The sequence below is a fragment of the Sphingomonas sp. BL2 genome (assembly GCF_056680015.1).
The window spans coordinates 2,118,486-2,136,904 of the sequence record NZ_CM155261.1 but is presented as its reverse complement, the minus strand read 5'-3'; the positions used below and the strand labels follow the sequence as shown (position 1 = coordinate 2,136,904).

General features: G+C 67.0%; 16 protein-coding genes. 9 read left to right on the top strand and 7 right to left on the bottom strand.

The genetic code is table 11. From position 1 onward, the window contains the following. Positions 1 to 54: 54 nt before the first annotated feature. Both AC1ME3_RS09890 and AC1ME3_RS09885 read left to right on the top strand, forming a co-directional pair. Positions 55 to 744 carry an SDR family NAD(P)-dependent oxidoreductase gene (locus tag AC1ME3_RS09890; RefSeq protein ID WP_480953032.1) on the top strand — a complete coding sequence of 230 codons (690 nt, stop codon included), beginning with the start codon at positions 55 to 57 and terminating at the stop codon, positions 742 to 744. Continuing rightward, positions 734 to 1,669: a 50S ribosomal protein L11 methyltransferase gene (locus AC1ME3_RS09885; RefSeq protein ID WP_480953031.1), complete on the top strand. Its 936-nt coding sequence runs from the start codon at positions 734 to 736 to the stop codon at positions 1,667 to 1,669. Before AC1ME3_RS09890 ends, AC1ME3_RS09885 begins: the two co-directional genes overlap by 11 nt. Before the next feature lie 235 nt (positions 1,670 to 1,904). On the opposite strand, the gene phhA is transcribed toward AC1ME3_RS09885, so the two are convergent. Next, positions 1,905 to 2,783, bottom strand: coding sequence for a phenylalanine 4-monooxygenase (gene phhA, locus AC1ME3_RS09880; protein WP_480953030.1), 879 nt, complete (start codon positions 2,781 to 2,783; stop codon positions 1,905 to 1,907). A 22-nt stretch (positions 2,784 to 2,805) separates the two neighbouring features. Between phhA and AC1ME3_RS09875 the strand changes: the two genes are divergently transcribed. Continuing rightward, the gene (locus tag AC1ME3_RS09875; protein WP_480953029.1) at positions 2,806 to 3,471 is read left to right on the top strand and encodes a TIGR02117 family protein; all 666 of its coding nucleotides are present in this window, start codon (positions 2,806 to 2,808) and stop codon (positions 3,469 to 3,471) included. Between the two features lie 264 nt (positions 3,472 to 3,735). Here AC1ME3_RS09875 and AC1ME3_RS09870 read toward each other — a convergent pair whose 3' ends face one another. Together AC1ME3_RS09870 and AC1ME3_RS09865 are read right to left on the bottom strand one after the other, a co-directional pair. Further along, the gene (locus AC1ME3_RS09870; RefSeq protein WP_480953028.1) at positions 3,736 to 4,014 is read right to left on the bottom strand and encodes a hypothetical protein; all 279 of its coding nucleotides are present in this window, start codon (positions 4,012 to 4,014) and stop codon (positions 3,736 to 3,738) included. Continuing rightward, complete coding sequence (locus AC1ME3_RS09865; RefSeq protein ID WP_480955807.1) at positions 4,015 to 5,019, bottom strand: glycerophosphodiester phosphodiesterase; 1,005 nt, start codon at positions 5,017 to 5,019, stop codon at positions 4,015 to 4,017. Positions 5,020 to 5,160: 141 nt separating this feature from the next. Here AC1ME3_RS09865 and AC1ME3_RS09860 point away from each other — a divergent pair, with 141 nt between their 5' ends. The 6 genes from AC1ME3_RS09860 (at position 5,161) to AC1ME3_RS09835 (ending at position 12,980) form a co-directional block, all read left to right on the top strand. Then, on the top strand, positions 5,161 to 5,724 hold the full coding sequence (locus AC1ME3_RS09860) for a 2Fe-2S iron-sulfur cluster-binding protein (protein ID WP_082441359.1): 564 nt from the start codon (positions 5,161 to 5,163) through the stop codon (positions 5,722 to 5,724). Further along, on the top strand, positions 5,721 to 6,701 hold the full coding sequence (locus AC1ME3_RS09855; protein WP_480953027.1) for an FAD binding domain-containing protein: 981 nt from the start codon (positions 5,721 to 5,723) through the stop codon (positions 6,699 to 6,701). Before AC1ME3_RS09860 ends, AC1ME3_RS09855 begins: the two co-directional genes overlap by 4 nt. A gap of 2 nt (positions 6,702 to 6,703) precedes the next feature. After that, entirely contained in the window at positions 6,704 to 8,935 is a 2,232-nt protein-coding gene (locus AC1ME3_RS09850) for a xanthine dehydrogenase family protein molybdopterin-binding subunit (protein WP_480953026.1), read from the top strand. 216 nt (positions 8,936 to 9,151) lie between these two features. Further along, complete coding sequence (locus tag AC1ME3_RS09845) at positions 9,152 to 11,356, top strand: molybdopterin cofactor-binding domain-containing protein (RefSeq protein ID WP_480953025.1); 2,205 nt, start codon at positions 9,152 to 9,154, stop codon at positions 11,354 to 11,356. A gap of 96 nt (positions 11,357 to 11,452) precedes the next feature. Next, positions 11,453 to 12,376 carry an XdhC family protein gene (locus tag AC1ME3_RS09840; protein ID WP_480953024.1) on the top strand — a complete coding sequence of 308 codons (924 nt, stop codon included), beginning with the start codon at positions 11,453 to 11,455 and terminating at the stop codon, positions 12,374 to 12,376. Beyond that, positions 12,363 to 12,980: a nucleotidyltransferase family protein gene (locus AC1ME3_RS09835; protein ID WP_093396750.1), complete on the top strand. Its 618-nt coding sequence runs from the start codon at positions 12,363 to 12,365 to the stop codon at positions 12,978 to 12,980. Before AC1ME3_RS09840 ends, AC1ME3_RS09835 begins: the two co-directional genes overlap by 14 nt. On the opposite strand, the gene AC1ME3_RS09830 is transcribed toward AC1ME3_RS09835, so the two are convergent. The 4 genes from AC1ME3_RS09830 to AC1ME3_RS09815 form a co-directional block, all read right to left on the bottom strand. Further along, positions 12,955 to 14,163, bottom strand: coding sequence for an ABC transporter permease (locus tag AC1ME3_RS09830; RefSeq protein ID WP_056060727.1), 1,209 nt, complete (start codon positions 14,161 to 14,163; stop codon positions 12,955 to 12,957). The genes AC1ME3_RS09835 and AC1ME3_RS09830 overlap by 26 nt on opposite strands. Before the next feature lie 190 nt (positions 14,164 to 14,353). Further along, positions 14,354 to 15,010 carry an ABC transporter ATP-binding protein gene (locus AC1ME3_RS09825; protein WP_480955806.1) on the bottom strand — a complete coding sequence of 219 codons (657 nt, stop codon included), beginning with the start codon at positions 15,008 to 15,010 and terminating at the stop codon, positions 14,354 to 14,356. Positions 15,011 to 15,080: 70 nt separating this feature from the next. After that, positions 15,081 to 16,463 (bottom strand): efflux RND transporter periplasmic adaptor subunit, encoded by a 1,383-nt coding sequence (locus AC1ME3_RS09820; RefSeq protein WP_480953023.1) that lies wholly within the window; start codon positions 16,461 to 16,463, stop codon positions 15,081 to 15,083. After that, positions 16,463 to 17,935, bottom strand: a complete 1,473-nt coding sequence (locus AC1ME3_RS09815) for an efflux transporter outer membrane subunit (RefSeq protein ID WP_480953022.1) — start codon at positions 17,933 to 17,935, stop codon at positions 16,463 to 16,465. Before AC1ME3_RS09815 ends, AC1ME3_RS09820 begins: the two co-directional genes overlap by 1 nt. Between the last annotated feature and the right edge of the window lie 484 nt (positions 17,936 to 18,419).

The following is an 18,419-nucleotide window of genomic DNA, read 5'->3' as shown; positions in this document are numbered from 1 at the left end:
CGTGCGTGCGGGATTGGCGTGACGGGGCGGCGTGGCGCGCGCTAGAGGTGCGGCATGACCATTCTTCTTACAGGCTCCAGCCGCGGTATCGGCGCGGCTATTCATGCGGCGCTGACCGAGGCCGGCGCGACTGTCATCGGGCATGGGACCGCTAGCGGTATCCCGGCTGACTTTAGTGATCCTGCGGGGCCGACTGCGTTGTGGAACGCTGCGTTGGAGCAGGCGGGCGGCGCAATCGATGTGTTGATCAACAATGCGGGGGTCTTCGAGGCTAGTCCACTCGCCGATGACGACTGGACCGCGCAGTGGGAGCGGACGATGCGGATCAACCTGACCGCTTCGGCTGAACTGTGCCGGTTGGCGGTGCTGCATTGGCAGGCGCGCGGGTTCGGTGGGCGGATCGTCAATATCGCGAGCCGGGCGGCGTATCGCGGGGATTCGCCGGCGCATTGGCATTATGCGGCTTCGAAAGCGGGGATGGTGGCGATGACCAAGACCATTGCTCGGGGGTATGCTCGGGAGGGCATTCTGGCGTTTGCGGTGTGCCCGGGGTTCACGATGACCGGGATGGCGGAGGATTATCTGTCGAGCCGCGGCGGTGATGCGTTACTGGCAGATATTCCGCTCGGCAAGGTCGCGGAGCCTGCCGAGGTCGCTTCGGTCGCGCGGTATTGCGCGTTGGAGGCGCCGGCTTCGATGACGGGGTCGGTGATCGACGTGAATGGGGCGAGCTATGTCCGATAGTTGGAAGCTCACCCTCCCCTGCACGCGGGCGGAGGCGGAGGCGATCGATGCGAGTGGCGAGCTGACGATCGACGGCGTGCTGATGACCACCGAGGAGATCGAGGACGACGTCGAGTCGTGGCGGCTCGATGCGTATTTCGAGCATGAGCCGGCGGCCGACACGGTTGCGGCGGTGCGGGCGCTGGTGCCGAGTGCAGCTGGGGCCGCGATCGCGGTCGAGCGGTTGGGCGATGCGGACTGGGTGACGATGAGCCAGGCCGGGCTCGAGCCTTTGTCGGTCGGGCGGTTCTTCGTGCATACCGGGGCACATTCGGGCGCCGTACCGGCGGATAAGCGGGCGTTCCTGATCGAGGCCAGCCGGGCGTTCGGGACGGGGCATCACGAGACGACCAGCGGGTGTCTGGCGATGCTCGATGGGTTGGCAGATGCGACGTTTGCGAACGTGATCGATATCGGGACGGGGACTGGGTTGCTGGCGTTTGCGGCGGCGCATCTTTGGCCTGCGGCTGCGGTGATGGGGACGGATATCGACCCGGTCTCGATCGATGTGACGGCGGAGAATGCGGCGCTGAACGGGGTCGAGGGGATCGATCTGGTGGTTGCGGACGGCACGCTGGACGATGCGATCGTGGCTCGCGCGCCGTATGATCTGGTGATCGCGAACATTCTGGCGGGGCCGCTGGTGTCTATGGCGCCGGAGATCGCTTCGATTTCGGATGTGGGGGCTACGATTGTTCTTGCCGGGTTGCTGGAGACGCAGCGGGCCGGGGTTGTCGCGGCGTATGAGGCTTGCGGGTGTTCGCTCGAGGCGGTCGACCGGCGGGGGGATTGGAGTGTGCTTCGGTTGCGGGCTGGCGCGATGAGGTTCGTGGCGGAGGGGCCGTTCGATCCTAAGGGCCGTGATGGGTGGGCGCTGGATATTTGAGCCATACGTAGAAGAGTGTTCCCCAGCGAAGGCGGGGGTCCAGTCTGGGCCCCCGCCTTCGCGGGGGAACAAGTTGGGGAAGGGTTACCCTCACCCCACTTCCGCCGCCACCCCGGCGGAGGCCGGGGCCCAGTTGGGTGAACCCTTGAGATAGAACCGCACCGCTATCCCAACTGGGCCCCGGCCTTCGCCGGGGTGGTGGCCTCCCCTGGGTAGCGGCCTTTGTGAGCGAAGCTTATGCGGTCTCGGCGGCCGCCTTTGCGTTCGCGTAGTCCTGCGTGCCTTCGGTCAGCACCACATCGCCCGGCTCGATCCGCGCGACCGGGATATCCGGGAGCGCCTTCAGCTCCTCGTACAGCGGCGCGAAGTCCGTCTCTACCGTCAGCCTGAGCAACTCCTCGAAGCTCGGGATAACGAAGTAGTTCTGTTGGAAATCGTCGATCCGGTATTCGGTGCGCATCACCCGGGCCAAGTCTAGCGCAATCCGGTTCGGACTCGGATCATCGAGCGCGAACCGCGTTTCCGCGTAGCTGGAGACGATCCCCGAGCCGTAGATGCGCAGGCCTTCGGGTTCCGCAATCAGGCCGAACTCGACCGTGTACCAGTAGAGCCGGCCTAGATACTTCAGCGCGTCGAGCCCCAGCGCGCGCTGACCGCCGCGCCCGTAGGCGGCGAGGTAGTCGGCGAAGACCGGGTCGGCGAGCATCGGGACATGGCCGAACACGTCGTGGAAGACGTCGGGTTCCTGGAGGTAATCGAGCTGGTCGGGGCGGCGGATGAAGTTGCCGGCGACGAAGCGGCGGTTGGCCATGTGGTCGAAGAACACGTCGTCAGGGACGAGGCCGGGCACCGCGACGACCGACCAGCCGGTGAGCTTGGTCAGGCGCTCGGACAGTTCCTCGAAATCGGGGATGCCGGGTTTCGACAGCTTCAGCACATCGAGCCCGCGCAGCCAGGCGTTCGACGCGCGGCCGGGGAGCAGCTTCGACTGGCGCGCGAACAGCGTGTCCCAGGTTGCGTGGTCCTCCGCGGTGTAGTCCGCCCAGTTCTGCGGGATCGTCCAGTCGGGCGCGCCTTCGGGCGGGGTGCTCAGCACATGTGTGTCATTGGCCATGCGGCTGGTCTAGCATGACGGAATGAAGACGGAAACGCGTTGGGTTACATGGATTTTACGGGCGGTCGCGGCGGTGTTCGGGGTGGTGGCGAGCTATGCGGTGGCGGGGCTGGTCGGCGGGTCGATCCCCAGCAATCGCGACTGGCGGGCGCCGGCCGAGGGCGTGCATATCTTCGTCGAGAGCAACGGCGTGCATACCGGGATCATCGTGCCGAAGGTCGCCGCCGGAGTGGACTGGCGCGGGGTGGCTCGGGCGGAGGACCTGCGCGATCCGCGGTATGGTGCGTTCGATCATGTGGCGTTCGGGTGGGGGGAGAAGACGTTTTATTTGGAGACGCCGACCTGGGCGGACGTGAAGCTGCGAACCGTGGTTGCTTCGGCGGTTGGGAGCGATCGGACGTTGATGCATGTCGATCATCTGCCGAGGCCGCGCGCGGGGGATGGGGCTCGGGAGATCGTGGTGACGCCCGCGCAGTATCGGCGGTTGGCGGCGTATATCCGGGCTAGCTTTCGGGGTGGGGGTGCGCGGTATCGGGGGTATGCGGGGTATGATGCGTTTTATGAGGCTAACGGGCGGTATAGTGCGGTGCGGACGTGTAATGCGTGGACGGGGGATGCCCTGCGGTTTGCGGGGGTTCGGGTTGGGTGGTGGACGCCGTTTCCGGTTACCGTGATGGGGTGGTTTTAGTGGCTGTCCTGTCCGCTAGCTTTTCCTCCCGCTTCCTTGTTCTCCCGCGAAGGCGGGAGTCCAGACTAGGCTCCCGCCTTCGCGGGAGAACAAGTTGGGGGCGGGATGCGGCATCCCAAATACCGAGGCCACCTCCCCGGCGGAGGCCGGGGTCCAGTTGGGGGACGTTGCTGACTGAGGACAGCGCGAAGTTACTTCGGTTCGCCCAACTGGGCCCCGGCCTTCGCCGGGGTGGGGCTTAGTTTGGGTGGTATGGGGAGCCGCTCAGTTTCCCGCGCGATACCCTTGGTACTGCCCGCATTCCGAGCGCCTCGGGTCGCGCTTGCAGCGCTTCGCCAGTTCCTTGCGCTGCTTGCCCTCTTCGGCTTCCTGCTTGCGCATCTTCTTGCCGTAGTTGCGGTCCGATTCTTCCTGGCTGGTCGTGGTCCAGTCGACCGCCTTGCCGGCGACCTGGAACGGTGCCTTCACGATCGAGGTTGCGGTGCTGATGCAGCCACTTGCGAGGAACGGCAGGACCGCGAGTACGGGGAGGACTTTACGCATTTACTTCACTCCTGCGCGGGACCGATCGCGCGCCTGGCTTCCGTATAGCGGAAAGTCGGTGAAGAAACCGTCGATACCTTGTGCAAGGCCTGCGTCGATCTCCGCGGCGATGTCGCCGTGGGCGGCGGGGTCGGTGCCGCGGCGGAAGCGGGTCGGTTCGAAATAGTTTTCCGCGCGGTAGGTCCAGGGGTGAACGCGTAGCCCTGCCGCGTGCGCGTCGGCGACCAGCGTGGTGGGGGTCGTGTCGGTCCAGAGCATGCTCTTGTTGGGGCCGATGCCGTAGGCGTAGGTCGCGATCGCCTTCAGGCCTTCGGGCGTGATCATCGCCTTGTAGCTCGGTTGCGTGCCATCGGCGGGACCGCCCTCCCCGTCCATGAGCTGGATCAGGCGGATTTTGGTCATCTTGTGGAGACGCTGGAGATTGGCGACCTCGAACGACTGGATGAAGACCGGCGCTTTGGCCGAATCCCAGCCGGCTTCGCGCAGTTCGGCGACCAGTTTCGCGTCGGTTGGGTGGCCGATCTTGGCGAAATAGGTGGGATGCTTGGTCTCGGGATAGATGCCGATCGTCCGGCCCGTCTCGGTCGTGCGGCGCTTGGCGAGCGCGATGATCTCGGCAAGCGTGGGGATTTGGAACTGGCCGTCATAGGCGGTGTTCGCGGGGCGAAGCTTGGGCAGGCGCTCCTTCGCGCGCAGCGTCTTCAGTTCGGCGAGCGTGAAGTCCTCGACGAACCAGCCGATCATCGTCTGGCCGTCGATCGTCTTGGTGGTTTTCCGCGCGGCGAACTCCGGATGGTCGGCGACGTTGGTTGTTTCCGCGATGTTGTTTTCATGCCGCGCGACGAGGACGTCGTCCTTGGTCGGCACCAGATCGGGCTCGATGAAGTCCGCGCCCTGGTCGATCGCGAGCGAATAGGCCGCTAGCGTATGCTCGGGCCGGAGCCCGCTCGCGCCACGATGCGCAATGACGATCGGGGGCGACAATCGGGGAGAAGCTGGCGTCATCGCCGCAGCTTGCCCGCTTGCCGCGACGAGCGCCAGCGCACCGATGTGTGAGAGCTTGTCGCAATAGGAAACGATCGGTCGCATCGGCGTTGAGTCCTCGAAATCCGTACATTCCCGGCACATTCAACCAGGGGCACCGCCATGCATTTCACGATCAATGGTCAATCATATGACGCCGAGCCCGATATTCGCACGTCGGTGCTCGACCTTTGCCGCGAGCATCTCGGGCTGACGGGGTCGAAGAAGGGTTGCGATCATGGCCAGTGCGGCGCGTGCACGGTGCTGATCAACGGGCGCCGCGTCAATTCCTGCCTGACGCTCGCGGTGATGCACCAGGACGACGAGATCACGACGATCGAGGGGATCGGCCAGCCGGGCAACCTCCACGCGTTGCAGGACGCGTTCGTTCGGCATGACGGCTATCAGTGCGGCTATTGCACGCCGGGGCAGATCTGTTCGGCGGTCGGCATGCTCGACGAGGTCAAGAAGGGCTGGGCCAGCCATGCGTCGGGCGACCTGACCGATCCGAAGTTCGACGATGCCGAGATTTCCGAGCGGATGAGCGGCAATCTGTGCCGCTGCGCCGCGTACCCGAACATCGTCGATGCGATCCGCGAAGTCGGTGGTGCCGAGCCCGCAGGCCGGACCGCGGACGAGAAGGACGCCGCGATGGAAGCCAATGCGCGCGGGGAGCTGGTGGCATGAAGACCTTCACGTACGAGAAGCCCGCGACGCCCGAGGCTGCGGTCAAGGACATCAACACCGTTGGTGCGAAGTTCATCGCGGGCGGTACCAACCTGCTCGACCTGATGAAGTTGCAGGTCGAGACGCCGGACAAGCTGGTCGATATCTCGCGGCTCGATCTCGCGAAGATCGAGGAGCGCGAGGATGGCGGGCTGACGATCGGTGCGCTGGTGCCGAACAGCGATCTCGCCGCCGATCGCCGCGTCGTCGCCAAGTACGAGGTGCTGAGCCGCGCGTTGCTGGCCGGCGCGTCGGGGCAGTTGCGCAACAAGGCGTCGACCGGGGGCAATCTGCTCCAGCGGACGCGGTGCTATTATTTCTACGACACGGCGGCGGCGTGCAACAAGCGTGAGCCGGGTAGCGGCTGTTCGGCGATCGGTGGCTTCAACCGCATCCTCGCTGTGCTGGGGACGAGCGAGCATTGCATCGCGACGCACCCGAGCGACATGGCGGTGGCGATGCGCGCGCTCGACGCCACGATCGTGACGCTCAAGGCAGATGGCGATCGTCGGCGGATCTCGATCCACGACTTCTATCGCCTGCCGGGCGATACGCCGCAGATCGAGAACGCGCTCGAAGCGGGTGAACTGATCACGCACATCGAGCTGCCGGCACCGGTCAAGGGCAAGCAGGAATACCGCAAGGTGCGCGATCGAGCGTCGTATGCGTTCGCGCTCGTCTCGGTGGCGGCGATCGTCGATGTGCAGGACGGTGTGATCGCGTCGGCCTCGCTCGCGTTCGGCGGGCTCGGGCCGATGCCGTGGCGCAATCCCGCGGTCGAGGCGGCTCTGGTCGGCAAGGCGCCGTCCGATGCCGTGTTCGAGGCTGCGGCGACCGCGCTGCTGGCCGATGCCAAGGGCTACGGCTCGAACGACTTCAAGATCCCCCTCGCCCGTCGCACGCTGATCGCGACGCTGCGCAACGTCACGGGAGCATAAGCATGTTTGGTCTTGGCACTACGAACAGCCTGACGATGGACAAGCCGCATCCGGACAGTCTTCTGGATACGGGCGTCCAGGGAGTCATCGGCAAGCCGCTCGACCGGATCGACGGTCCGCTCAAGGTCACGGGCACGGCGACCTATGCCGCGGAATACCAGTTCGCGAACATGGCGTATGGCGTACTGGTCGGCACGAAGATCTCGGCGGGCAAGGTCGTTTCGATCGACGTCGACGCGGTGAAGGCGATCCCCGGCGTGATCGACGTCGTCACCGACTTCGACCAGTTCATCCGCGTCTCGGCGCAGGGCGGCGCGACCGATGCACCGACGCAGGGCGTGAAGGACATCGCGTTCTTTGGGCAGATCGTCGCGATCGTGCTCGCCGAGAGCTTCGAAGTCGCACGTGACGCGGCGGCGCGGCTGCCGATCGAATATGACGAGGCCGAGGGTCAGTACGACTTCGCCGCGCACCGCGACGAGACGCGGACGCCGCCGGACGATGCGACGCCCGCGCACTTCAAGCAGGGCGATGTCGACAAGGCGATGGCCGAGGCGGCGGTGACGATCGATTCAACCTATGTCACGCCGAGCCAGAACTCGGCGGCGATGGAGCCGCATGCCTCGACCGCGGTGTGGGAAGAGGACGGTTCGCTGTCGCTGTACGGCGCGTACCAGATGCCGACCTCCGATGCGCAGCAGCTGGCGAAGTCGCTGGGGCTGTCGGAGAAGAAGGTGCGGATCGTCGCGCGCTATATCGGCGGCGGGTTCGGATCGAAGCTCGGCATTGCACCCGAGAGCGTCGCGGCGGCGATCGCGGCGAAGCAGCTTGGCCGTCCGGTCAAGGCGGTAATGTCGCGCCCGCAGGTGTTCGAGGCGACGGTGCGGCGGTCGAATACCGAGCAGCGCGTGCGGTTGGCGGCGGATGCGGACGGCAAGTTGCTAGCGATCGGTCACGAGACGCTGACGTCGAACCAGTCGACCGAGGATTATTTCGAGCCGGCGGGTATCGGCACGCATTTGCTGTACGGCGGTGAGAACCGGTTGATCACGCATGAGGTGGTCGATCTGAACTTCGTGCTGTCGGGCTCGATGCGCGCGCCGGGCGAGGCTGTCGGGATGCTCGCGCTTGAGGGCGCGATGGACGAGCTGGCCGAGAAGCTCCAGATGGATCCGATCGAGCTGCGCAAGCGCAACGATCCGAAGATCGACCCCGAGAAGGACGTGCCCTATTCGTCGCGCAACCTGACGCGTGCGCTCGACGAGGGTGCGAAGAAGTTCGGCTGGGACAAGCGGCAGAATGCTGGTTCGCGTCGCGAGGGCGAGTGGCTGATCGGCATGGGCGTCGCCTCGGCGGTGCGCGGCAACATGATGATGGAATCGTCCGCCAAGGTCGAGATCCACCCGGACGGCTCGGCGACGGTGTCGTCGGCGATGACCGACATCGGCACGGGTAGCTATACGATCCTGGCGCAGATCGCGTCGGAGATCCTGGGGATCCCGGTCGAGAACATCACGATGTCACTGGGTGATACCAACGATCCTCCCGCGGCGGGTTCGGGCGGTTCGTGGGGTGCGGCGTCTTCGGGTACTGCCGTGTATCTGGCGTGCGAGATGCTGCGCGGGAAGCTGGCCAAGGCGGCGGGCGTCGACGAGGACGGGCTGACTCTGAAGGACGGCAAGGCGATCGGTGACAACCGCTCGACGCCGATCGGCGAGCTGGTCGGCAGGGGTCTCGAGGCTACCGGGCATATCAAGCCGGGCAAGCAGGAGAAGGAGACGACGCAGGCGGGGTTCGGTGCGCATTTCGCCGAGGTCGCGGTCAACGTGGTCACCGGCGAGACGCGGGTGCGGCGGATGCTCGGGTCGTTCGCGGCGGGGCGCGTGCTCAACGCGAAAACCGCGCGGTCGCAGTGCCTTGGCGGGATGACCTTCGGGATCGGCACCGCGCTGACCGAGGACCTCGTGCATGACACGCGCACCGGCAAGCTGGTGAACCACGACCTCGGCGAATACCACGTGCCGGCCAATGCGGACGTGCCGCAGATGGACGTCCACTTCGTCGACGAGCGCGACATCCATGCGAACCCGATCCACGCGAAGGGGATCGGCGAGCTGGGGATCTCGGGTGCTGGTGCGGCCGTGGCGAACGCGGTGTATAATGCGACGGGGATCCGGGTGCGCGAGTTCCCGATCACGCTCGACAAGCTGCTGGACCAGTTGCCGGCTGTTTGACGGCTGACGATACCATAGACAGGTACCACCCCGGCGAAGGCCGGGGCCCAGTTGGGGGACGAAGATAACGAAGGATCGTCCTCCGTTATCAAGACCTTTCCAACTGGGCCCCGGCCTTCGCCGGGGTGGCGGCAAGGGTTGAGGTGAGCCAAGCTCCGACCCTCGTCAAACGCCCCCGCCCTACCCATATCCTTCCCTCCACCCGAGGACCGCAGAATGAACGAACACGTGATGGATGCGGCGTTTCGGCCGGGTGGTCTCGACCGCGCGAAACAGGGCGTTCTCGGGCTTGGGCTCGACCGGATCGAGGGGCCGGCCAAGGTCACCGGCGTGGCGGATTATGCGTATGAGGGCACGCCCGACGGCATCGCCTACGCTGCGATCGTCGGCACGCCGGTCGGCAGCGGGCGCATTCTCGGCATCGACGTAAGCGCCGCGGAGGCGTTGCCCGGCGTGATCGCCATCATTCATAATGATGCGCGCATGCCGGCTGGCGAGTCCAACTCGCGCGCGATGCCGCTGTTCGATACCGACGTCATACTCCACCTCGGCCAGCCGGTCGCGATCGTCGTCGCGGAGGACCAGGCGATCGCGCGCGATGCCGCGGCGCTGGTCGTGGTTCGCACCGAAGCGGGCGAGGATCGGTTCGACGTCGAGGCGCAGCCGGTCGATACCGCGCCGAAGATCGGCTTCCTGCCGCCGATCGACAAGGGCGATCTCGACGCGGTAATGGCGGACGCGGCGGTGTCGTTCGACCGGACCTACACGACGCCCGTGCATTTCCCCGCCGCGCTGGAACCGCATGCGACCACCGCGTGGTGGGAGGGCGACAAGCTCACCGTGCGGTCGAGCAACCAGGTGATCGGCGGCGCGCGGAAGACGATCGCCAAGGCGCTCAAGATCGATGCGGACAAGGTCCGCGTGCTGGCGCCGTATGTCGGCGGCGGGTTCGGGGGCAAGACCGGCGTGGGTCCGGAGGCGATCCTCGCAGCGATCGCGGCGGAGGTCGTCGGGCGGCCGGTCAAGGTCGCGCTGCCCCGCCGGCAGACCGCCTATATGGTGCATCACCGTTCGCACACGACGCAGCGTATCCGCATTGCCGCCGACGCGAACGGCGTGATCCTCGGCATGGGGCATGAGAGCGTCGTCGCGCAGAACGACGATGGCGAGTTTCTCGAGCCGGTGCCGTTCGGGACGCTGCCGCTGTACCGGGGCGACGCGCGGCGGTTCAAGACCGACCTTGTCCGCGTTAATCTGCCCGCGAGCGGCGCGGTGCGGGCGCCGGGCGAGGCGGTCGGGACGTTCGGGGTCGAGTGCGCGATGGACGAACTCGCCGAGCAGCTCGGGATCGACCCGATCGAGGTGCGGCGGCGCAACGAGCCCGAGACCGATCCGGTGAGCGGGAAGCCGTTCTCCACGCGGCGGATGCTCGATTGCTATACGGAAGGCGCTGAGCGGTTCGGCTGGCCTGCGAGCGTGCCCGCGCCGGGGTCGGTGCGCGAGGGCGAGTGGTTGATCGGGATCGGCATGGCGGCGAGCCTGCGCGGCAACTTCACGGTCGAGGCGCAGGCGCGGGTGCGGCTGGAGGCGGATGGCCGTGCGACGGTCGAGTGCGACATGACGGACATTGGTACTGGGACGTACACCATCCTCGCGCAGACCGCGGGCGAGATGCTCGGGCTGCCGGTGGCCGAGGTGAATGTGCGGCTCGGCGATACCGACTTCCCGCCGAGCGCGGGGTCGGGCGGGTCGTTCGGCGCTGGCAGCGCGTGTTCGGCGGTGGTGCTGGCGTGCGAGGACATCCTTGGCGAACTGGCGTTGCGGATGAATGCGGCGCCCGAGGACCTGAGCCTGCATGATGGCTGCGTGAGCGCGGGCGGGCGATCGGTGAAGCTCGCCGATCTGGTGCGCGGCGAACCGATCGTGGCGATGGGCAAGACCGGACCGGGTGCCCAGAGCAAGCGTACCAGCCAAGCGAGCCACGGCGCGCACTTCGTCGAGGTCGCGGTGAACGCGGTAACGGGCGAGACGCGCGTGCGGCGGATGCTGGGCGTGTTCGATGTCGGGCGGGTGCTCAATCGCAAGACCGCGACGAGCCAAATCACCGGCGGGATGGCGTGGGGGATCGCCTATGCACTGAGCGAAGAGGGCATCGTCGACACGCGGACGGGGGCGTTCGTGAACCCCGATTTCGGCGAATATCATGTCGCGGTGAATGCCGACATTCCGCAGCTTGAGGTGCATTTCATCGAGGAGATCGACGATTCGGCGAACCCGGTCGGGGCGAAGGGCGTTGGGGAGCTTGGTATCTCCGGCGCGGGGGCTGCGGTGGCGAATGCTATCTACAACGCGACGGGGGTGAGGGTTCGGGACTTTCCGGTGACGCTCGACAAGCTGCTCGAAGGACTACCCTCCATTTAAGAGCTGTTCCCCCGCAGGCGGGGGGCCAGGATACCAAACGGAGCGTTCGTGGCTCCTGGGCTCCCGCCTTCGCGGGAGAACGAGAAGAGAGACAACATGGCCGAAAACGATAGCGTGCTCGCGGCTGCGAAGACCTGGAAGGGCGAGAAGATGGCGATCGCCACGGTCGTCTCGACCTGGGGATCCGCGCCGCGACCCAAGGGTAGCCATATGCTCGTCCATGCCGATGGGCGGTTCGAGGGATCGGTCTCCGGCGGGTGCGTCGAGAGCGACATCCTCGCCACCGCCGCCGAGGTGATCGCGGGCGCGCCGTTCCAGGTGCGCAACTACGGCGTCGCGGATGCGGCGGCGTGGGAAGTCGGGCTGCCGTGCGGCGGCGAGATCGCGGTGATGGTGCAGCCGGTGTCGGCCGAGGGGTTCGACCCGGAGCTGTTCGACCGGATCGCCGATGCTCGCGACCAAGGCGATGCGCTGACCGTGACGACCGACCTCAAGACCGGGCATAGCGATGCGCGGCCGCTGGAAACGGGCGAGGTGTTCGTCAACCGCTACGATCCGCCCCGCCGACTGCTGATCGTCGGCGCGGTGCAGATTGCGCAGGCCTTGGCGGGGCTCGCGCGCGAACTCGGGATCGAGACGGTGGTGATCGATCCGCGCGCGCGCTTCCTGACCGAGGAGCGGTTTCCCGGCGTAACGCTCGACGACCGCTGGCCGGACGAGGCGATCGCCGCACTCCGTCCCGGCCCCTCGACCGCGGTCGTGACGCTGAGCCACGACATTAAGATCGACGACCCCGCGCTAATCGCCGCACTCGCGTCCGATGCCGCGTATGTCGGTGCGCTCGGCAGCCGCAAGAGCCATGCGGCGCGGCGCGAGCGGCTTGCCTCGGAGGGAGTTACGGCAGAGAATATCGATCGGATCGATGCACCGGTCGGGCTCGACATCGGCGCGATCGGACCCTCAGAGATTGCGCTGTCGGTCGCGGCGGCGATGATAGGAGCGTTCAATGATCGCCGCTGAAAACGTCTTCCTCATACTGCTCGCCGCCGGTCGCTCGGAGCGGTTCGGCATTCCGAACAAGCTCGAAGTGCCGTTTCTTAACAAGCCGCTGGGCATGCATGTCGTCACCGCGTTCGAGAACATTCCGTTCAAGCGCCGGCTGGTGGTCACCGACGGCTGCAAGCTCGACTTCATCAGCCATCATTTCGAGGTGGTGCATAACGACGATCCGTCGTCGGGGATGTCGCAGTCGGTGAAGCTCGGCGTGCAGTGCGCGAAGGACGAGGGTGCGGAGGCAGTGCTGATCGCGCTGGCCGACATGCCGCGCGTGACCGCGGCGCATATCTACCGGATGCTCGATGCCGCCGACAGCGCGGACGCGGTGGTCGCGTCGAGCGATGGCGAGAAGCCCTCGCCCCCTGCCCTGTTCGGGCGCGAGCGTTTCGATTTCCTGCTGACGCTGGACGGCGATGCGGGCGCGCGCGATCTGGTGAAGGCGGGGCGGCACGTCGTGACCGCGCCCGCCGAGCTGATCGACATCGATACGCCCGAGGATCTGGACCGGCTGCAGGCGCTGGTCCGCGATCCCAAGGCGGCGATCACTCGTGCCTTAACGCGTCGATAGGGTTCATCGCCGCCGCGCGTCGTGCCGGGAAATAGCCGAAGACGACGCCGATCACTGCGGAGATCGCGAACGCGAAGATGTTGATCTCGGGCACGAACAGCCACTGAACCTTGATCAGCGGCGCGATGATCGCGATCGCGGCCTGCGCGACGATCAGCCCTATGACGCCGCCGAGGCATGACAGCGCGATCGCCTCGACGAGGAACTGCAACAGCACCTCGCGCGCGACTGCGCCGATCGCGAGACGGATGCCGATCTCGCGCGTGCGCTCGGTCACCGACACCAGCATGATGTTCATGATGCCGATCCCGCCGACCACCAGGCTGATCCCGGCGACTGCAGCGACGATGCCGGTGAGCAGCGTCGTCGTGCCGGTCAGCGTGTCCGAAATCTGCTTGGTATCGAAGATGTTGAAGTCGTCGGGCTTGTCGCCGGTGATGGTGCGGCGTTCGCGTAGCAGGTCGGTGATCCCGGCCTGCACGGTGCTGGTGGAGAAGCGCTCGTCGACGCCGACCAGCATCAGGCGGATATCGCGGTTGCCGGTGAAGCGGCGCTGGACCGCCTTGATCGGCATGACCACGGTGTCGTCCTGATCGCCGCCGAACCCGGCCTGGCCGCGCGTCGTTAGCACGCCGATCACGTCGCAGCTGATCGGTCCGATACGGAAGCGGTGGCCGACCGGATCGCCGCCGGGGAACAGGTTTTTCGAGACGGTATTGCCGATGATGCAGACCGCGGCACCGGCGCTTTCCTCGACCGGCGTCCAGCGGCGGCCCGAGGCGAGCGGCCATGGCTGGACCTGAAAGATCGCGTCGGTGGTGCCGTTGATCGTGGTCGACCAGTTGGCGCCTTCGTAGATCGCGGTGGCGGTGGCGCTGGCCTGCGGCGCGACCGCGGTGACGCCGGCGATCTGGTTGGCGATCGCGGCGACGTCCTCGGGCTTGAAGTCGGGCGGACGCGGGCCCCCGCCGCCGCGACCGAAGCCCTGGCCGGGGCGGACTTGCAGGATGTTGGTGCCGAGTGCGGAGATCGACTGCTGCACGGCGGCAGTCGTTGCCTTGCCGAGCGTGACCATCGTCACGACCGCACCGACGCCGATGACGATGCCGAGGATGGTGAGGAACGACCGCAGGAGGTGGCGGCGAATCGAGCGGAGCGCGAGGACTAGGGTTGTGCCGAACATTAGCTTTCTTCCCCGCGCGAGATTTCTGCCCCCCCGCCCGCTTGCGGGAGGGGGTTGGGGGGTGGGCTCGCGGGTTCGGCAAATACCGCCGTCGCGACGCACGCTGGAGCTACTGCTGGCGTTGCGTTCGAGGTGAGCGCGTGCCCACCCCCGGCCCCTCCCGCTTGCGGGAGGGGGGAAGAAAGGGCGCTCACGAGTCCACCTTTTCACCTTGGCGGTGCTGGCTTTCGATGCGTTCTACCAGGCCGTCCTTGAAGTGGACCACCGTCCGCGCGAACGCGGCCATGTCGGGTTCGTGGGTGACCATCAATACCGTGATGTTCTTCTCCGCATTCAGCCGCGTGAGCAGTTGCATGATCTCCACCGAGCGTTCGCTGTCGAGGTTGCCGGTGGGTTCGTCGGCGAGCAGCACGTCGGGACTCGTGACCAGCGCGCGGGCGATCGCGACGCGCTGTTGCTGGCCGCCGGACAGTTCCGCCGGGGTGTGATCCCACCAGTCCGCAAGGCCGACCGTGTCGAGGCTCGCCATCGCCGCATCTCGGCGCGCGCGCTTTTCGTCGCCGCGGTAGAGCAAGGGGAGTTCGACATTCTCCAGCGCGGACGTGCGGCTGAGCAGGTTGAAGCCCTGGAACACGAAGCCGAGATATTTCCGGCGGAGCAGCGCGCGCTGGTCGCGGTCGAGCGTCTCGACGTGGTGGCCGCGGAACAGGAAGGTGCCGTCGCTCGGCACGTCGAGGCAGCCGAGGATGTTCATCGTCGTCGACTTGCCCGACCCCGACGGCCCCATCACCGCGACGAAATCGCCGGCCGCGATGTCGAGGTCGACGCCCTTGAGCGCCTGGAACATCGTCGCGCCCTGCCCGTACGTCTTGGTGACGCCGCGCAGGGAGATGAGCGGTTCGGCAGCGAGCGGCGCGTTACTGGCCACCGCCCCCACCCTTGCTCGCGCCACCCGAGCGGCGGGGGCCGCCACTGCGCTTGGCATCGTCGCCGCCGCTCGCCAACTGGCCGGTGATGACCTGCGCGCCGGGCTGGAGATTGCCGGACAGGACTTCGGTCATCGTGCCGTTGGTGTCGCCGGTGGTGATCTGCACGGGCTGCGGCGTGCCGTCCGCGCCCTTGACGTAGATCGTCTGCTGCGCGCCGCGAGCGACCGTCGCGGTGCGCTCCGCACCGCCGCCACGGCGCGGACGGAAGGTCAGCGAGCCGGCGATGCCGCCGCCCGCATCGCCGGACGCCGCGGTTGGCTTGAAGCGCAACGCGGCGTTGGGGACGAGAAGGACGTTGCGCTTGTCCGAGGTGACGATGTCCGCGGTCGCGGTCATGCCGGGGCGCAGCGTCAGCGACCGATTACCCACCGTCAGGTCGGCCGCGTACGAGACGACCTGCCCGGTGGTCGAGGTCGCGGTGGTCGAGGTCGACGAGGTGGCCGAGCTGACCGTCAGGTTCGAGCCGAGATCGACGCGGCTGATCGTCGCGGGGAAGGTCTGGCCGGGGAACGCGTCAACCGTGAAGCTGGCCTTCTGGCCGATCTTGACCTCGCCGACGTCGGCTTCGTCGATCGCGACCTCGAGCTTCATCTTGGTGAGGTCCTCGGCGATCACGAACAGCGTCGGGGTGTTGAACGACGAGGCGACGGTCTGGCCAGGATCGATCTGGCGTGCGAGCACCACCCCCGTCACCGGCGAGCGGATGATCGCACGCGCGCGCTGAGTCTGGTTCTGCGCGAGGAGCGCGCGGCTGGCGACGACGTTGGCTTCGGCGACCTTCTGCGCGGCGACCGCGCGCGCGTAGTCGGCGCGGCCGGTCTGGAGCTCGGTCTTCGACGGCACGCGGCCACCCGAAAGGCGCGAAACCTCTTCGAGGCGGTTCAGCTGTGCGCGCGATTCGGCGACGGTGGCCTGCGCCTGCGCGACCTGCGCCTGGTTCGCCGCGAGCTGCGCGCTGGTCTGGCGGATCTGGTCGTCGAGCTGTTCGGGATCGATCAGCGCGAGCGGCTGCCCTGCGGTCACGCGGTCGTTGACGTCGACGACGACCTTGGTGACGAGACCCGATAGCTGCGAACCGACCGTGACCTGCGTGGTCGGCGCGAGCTTGCCGGTTGCCGAAACGCTGACGGTCAGGTTGCCGCGCTGCGCGGCCTGCGTGGAATACTGAGTCTGCTCCTTCGCGCCGAAGCACTTGGCGAGCAGAAGGCACAGCAGGACTACGCCGACCGCGATCACGACCCACTTTACGTAGCGTTTCCAGGGGGCCTGCGGCTTTACGCCGAGGAAGTCGTCGATCGATGCGTCGGCCATCAGCGTGCCTCTGGATTGGATATGGGCGCTTGCGGGATCACGGTGGAGTCCCAGCCGCCGCCGAGCGCGGCATAGAGTGCGATCAACGCGGTGGCCGCGTCGGCGCGCGCCTGCGTGGCGCCGTTGCGCGCGGACAGGAGCGCGGTTTCCTGCTGGTTGAGCGTGGTGAAATCGGTGAGGCCGGTGCGGTACTGGCTACGGCTGAGGATCGCGGAATTGTTCGACGCGTCGAGCGCGATCGCGAATTGCCGCTCACGTTCCTGCGCTGTCTGGAGCGCGACGACGGCGTTCTCGACATCCTCCAGCGCGGTGAGGACGGTCGATTTGTAGAGCGCCAGCGCGCCATCGGCGGCGGCTTCGCTGGTGCGGACCTGGCTTCGCAACCGCCCGCCGTTGAAGATCGCCTGGGTCAGGCCGGCGAACAGGCTGCCGGTGATCGCGTCGCCGATGTTGCCGATCGAGGTGGCGTTAGTGTTGAGGTTGCCGGTGATCGCAAGCGCCGGATAGAGCTGCGCCTTGGCCACGCCGATCCGCGCGGTGGCGGCGGCGAGCGCGCGTTCGGCGGAGCGGATGTCGGGGCGCTGGCGGAGCGTATCGCCGGGGATGCCGACGCCGACCGCGGCGGGGCCGGTCGGGATCGCCTTCACGGGCGCCATCATCGCCCGGAGCGCGCCGGGCGCCTGTCCGGTCAGCACGCCGATGCGGGCGACAGCGGCGGCATATTGCTGATCGAGGCTCGGGATCGTCGCGGCGGTCTGCGCGCGCTGGGCTCGCGCCTGCTCGGCGTCGACGCTGGAGACGAGCCCCGCCTGTACGCGGAAGCCGGCGATCTCGAGATTGTCGTCCTGAATCGCGAGCGAGGCGCGGGCGTTGGCGAGCTGCTGTTGGTACGAGCGCGCGAGGACGTAGTTGCGCGCGACCTCGCTCTCGACCGAAATGAGGACGGTGGCGTAGTCGTAGCCCGACGCAGCGTAGTCGGCGCGGCTCGCCTCGACGGTGCGGCGAATCTCGCCGAAGACGCCGACCTGGTAGCTGGCGCTGGCGCCGACCGTGAAGCTGTTGGCGCCACCGCCGCCGGTATCGATGACGGTGCCGTCGGGCAGCGTGAACGAGCGTCCGCCGCCGCGGACGTTCTCGTTGCGCTGATAGCCCGCCGAGCCGTTGACCGTCGGGAGCAGAGAGGCGCGGTTCTGGAGCAGGCTTTCGCGGGCCTGGCGGAGGCGGGCGACGGACTGTGCGAGGTCGAGATTGGCGGCGGCGGCCTGCTCGACGAGTTGGCCGAGGACGGGATCGTCGAACTTCTGCCACCAGCGGGTGAGGTCTTCGGGCTTGGTTTCGGGGGTGACCGAATAGGCGTCGGGGACGCCCAGCTCTGCCGCGGCCTTGGGGTGGTAGTCCGGGCCGACGGTGCAGCCGGCTAGCAGGACGGCCGCGGAGACGGGTGCGATGAGGAGGGCGCGGACGCGGGACATGGGCGGCAGGCATGACCAAGCGGCTGGGGCTAGTCCAGCGGTTTTGTGTCGCGAGGTGTCGCAGGTGGGGTGGATTGGAGGGGGCGGGTTCAACTAGCGCCGTCTACGCGACCTTGCCTGGCAGCCATCCAGAAGGGACGTTGATGCGCTGTTTAATGTGCGCCACCCCCCGCTGCTTGTTCTCCCGCGAAGGCGGAAGCCCAGTCTGGGTCCCCGCCTTCGCGGGGAAACAAGGTTTTTAGGCCTGAAAGGGAGTGAGATGCGCATCCTTTAGTACATCCCCGGCGGAGGCCGGGGCCCAGCTGGAACGTCTGAGGTAATAGCGCGCAACGTGCTTCATTGCCGTCCCCCAACTGGGCCCCGGCCTTCGCCGGGGTGGTGGGATGGGGTAACTTTGATGGCGTTTGCCGCAGCCACCCCTCCCCCACCCTGGAAAATCGAACCGCACCCGTTCCAATTTTGCAGTGCAGCGGAACGGAGCGGT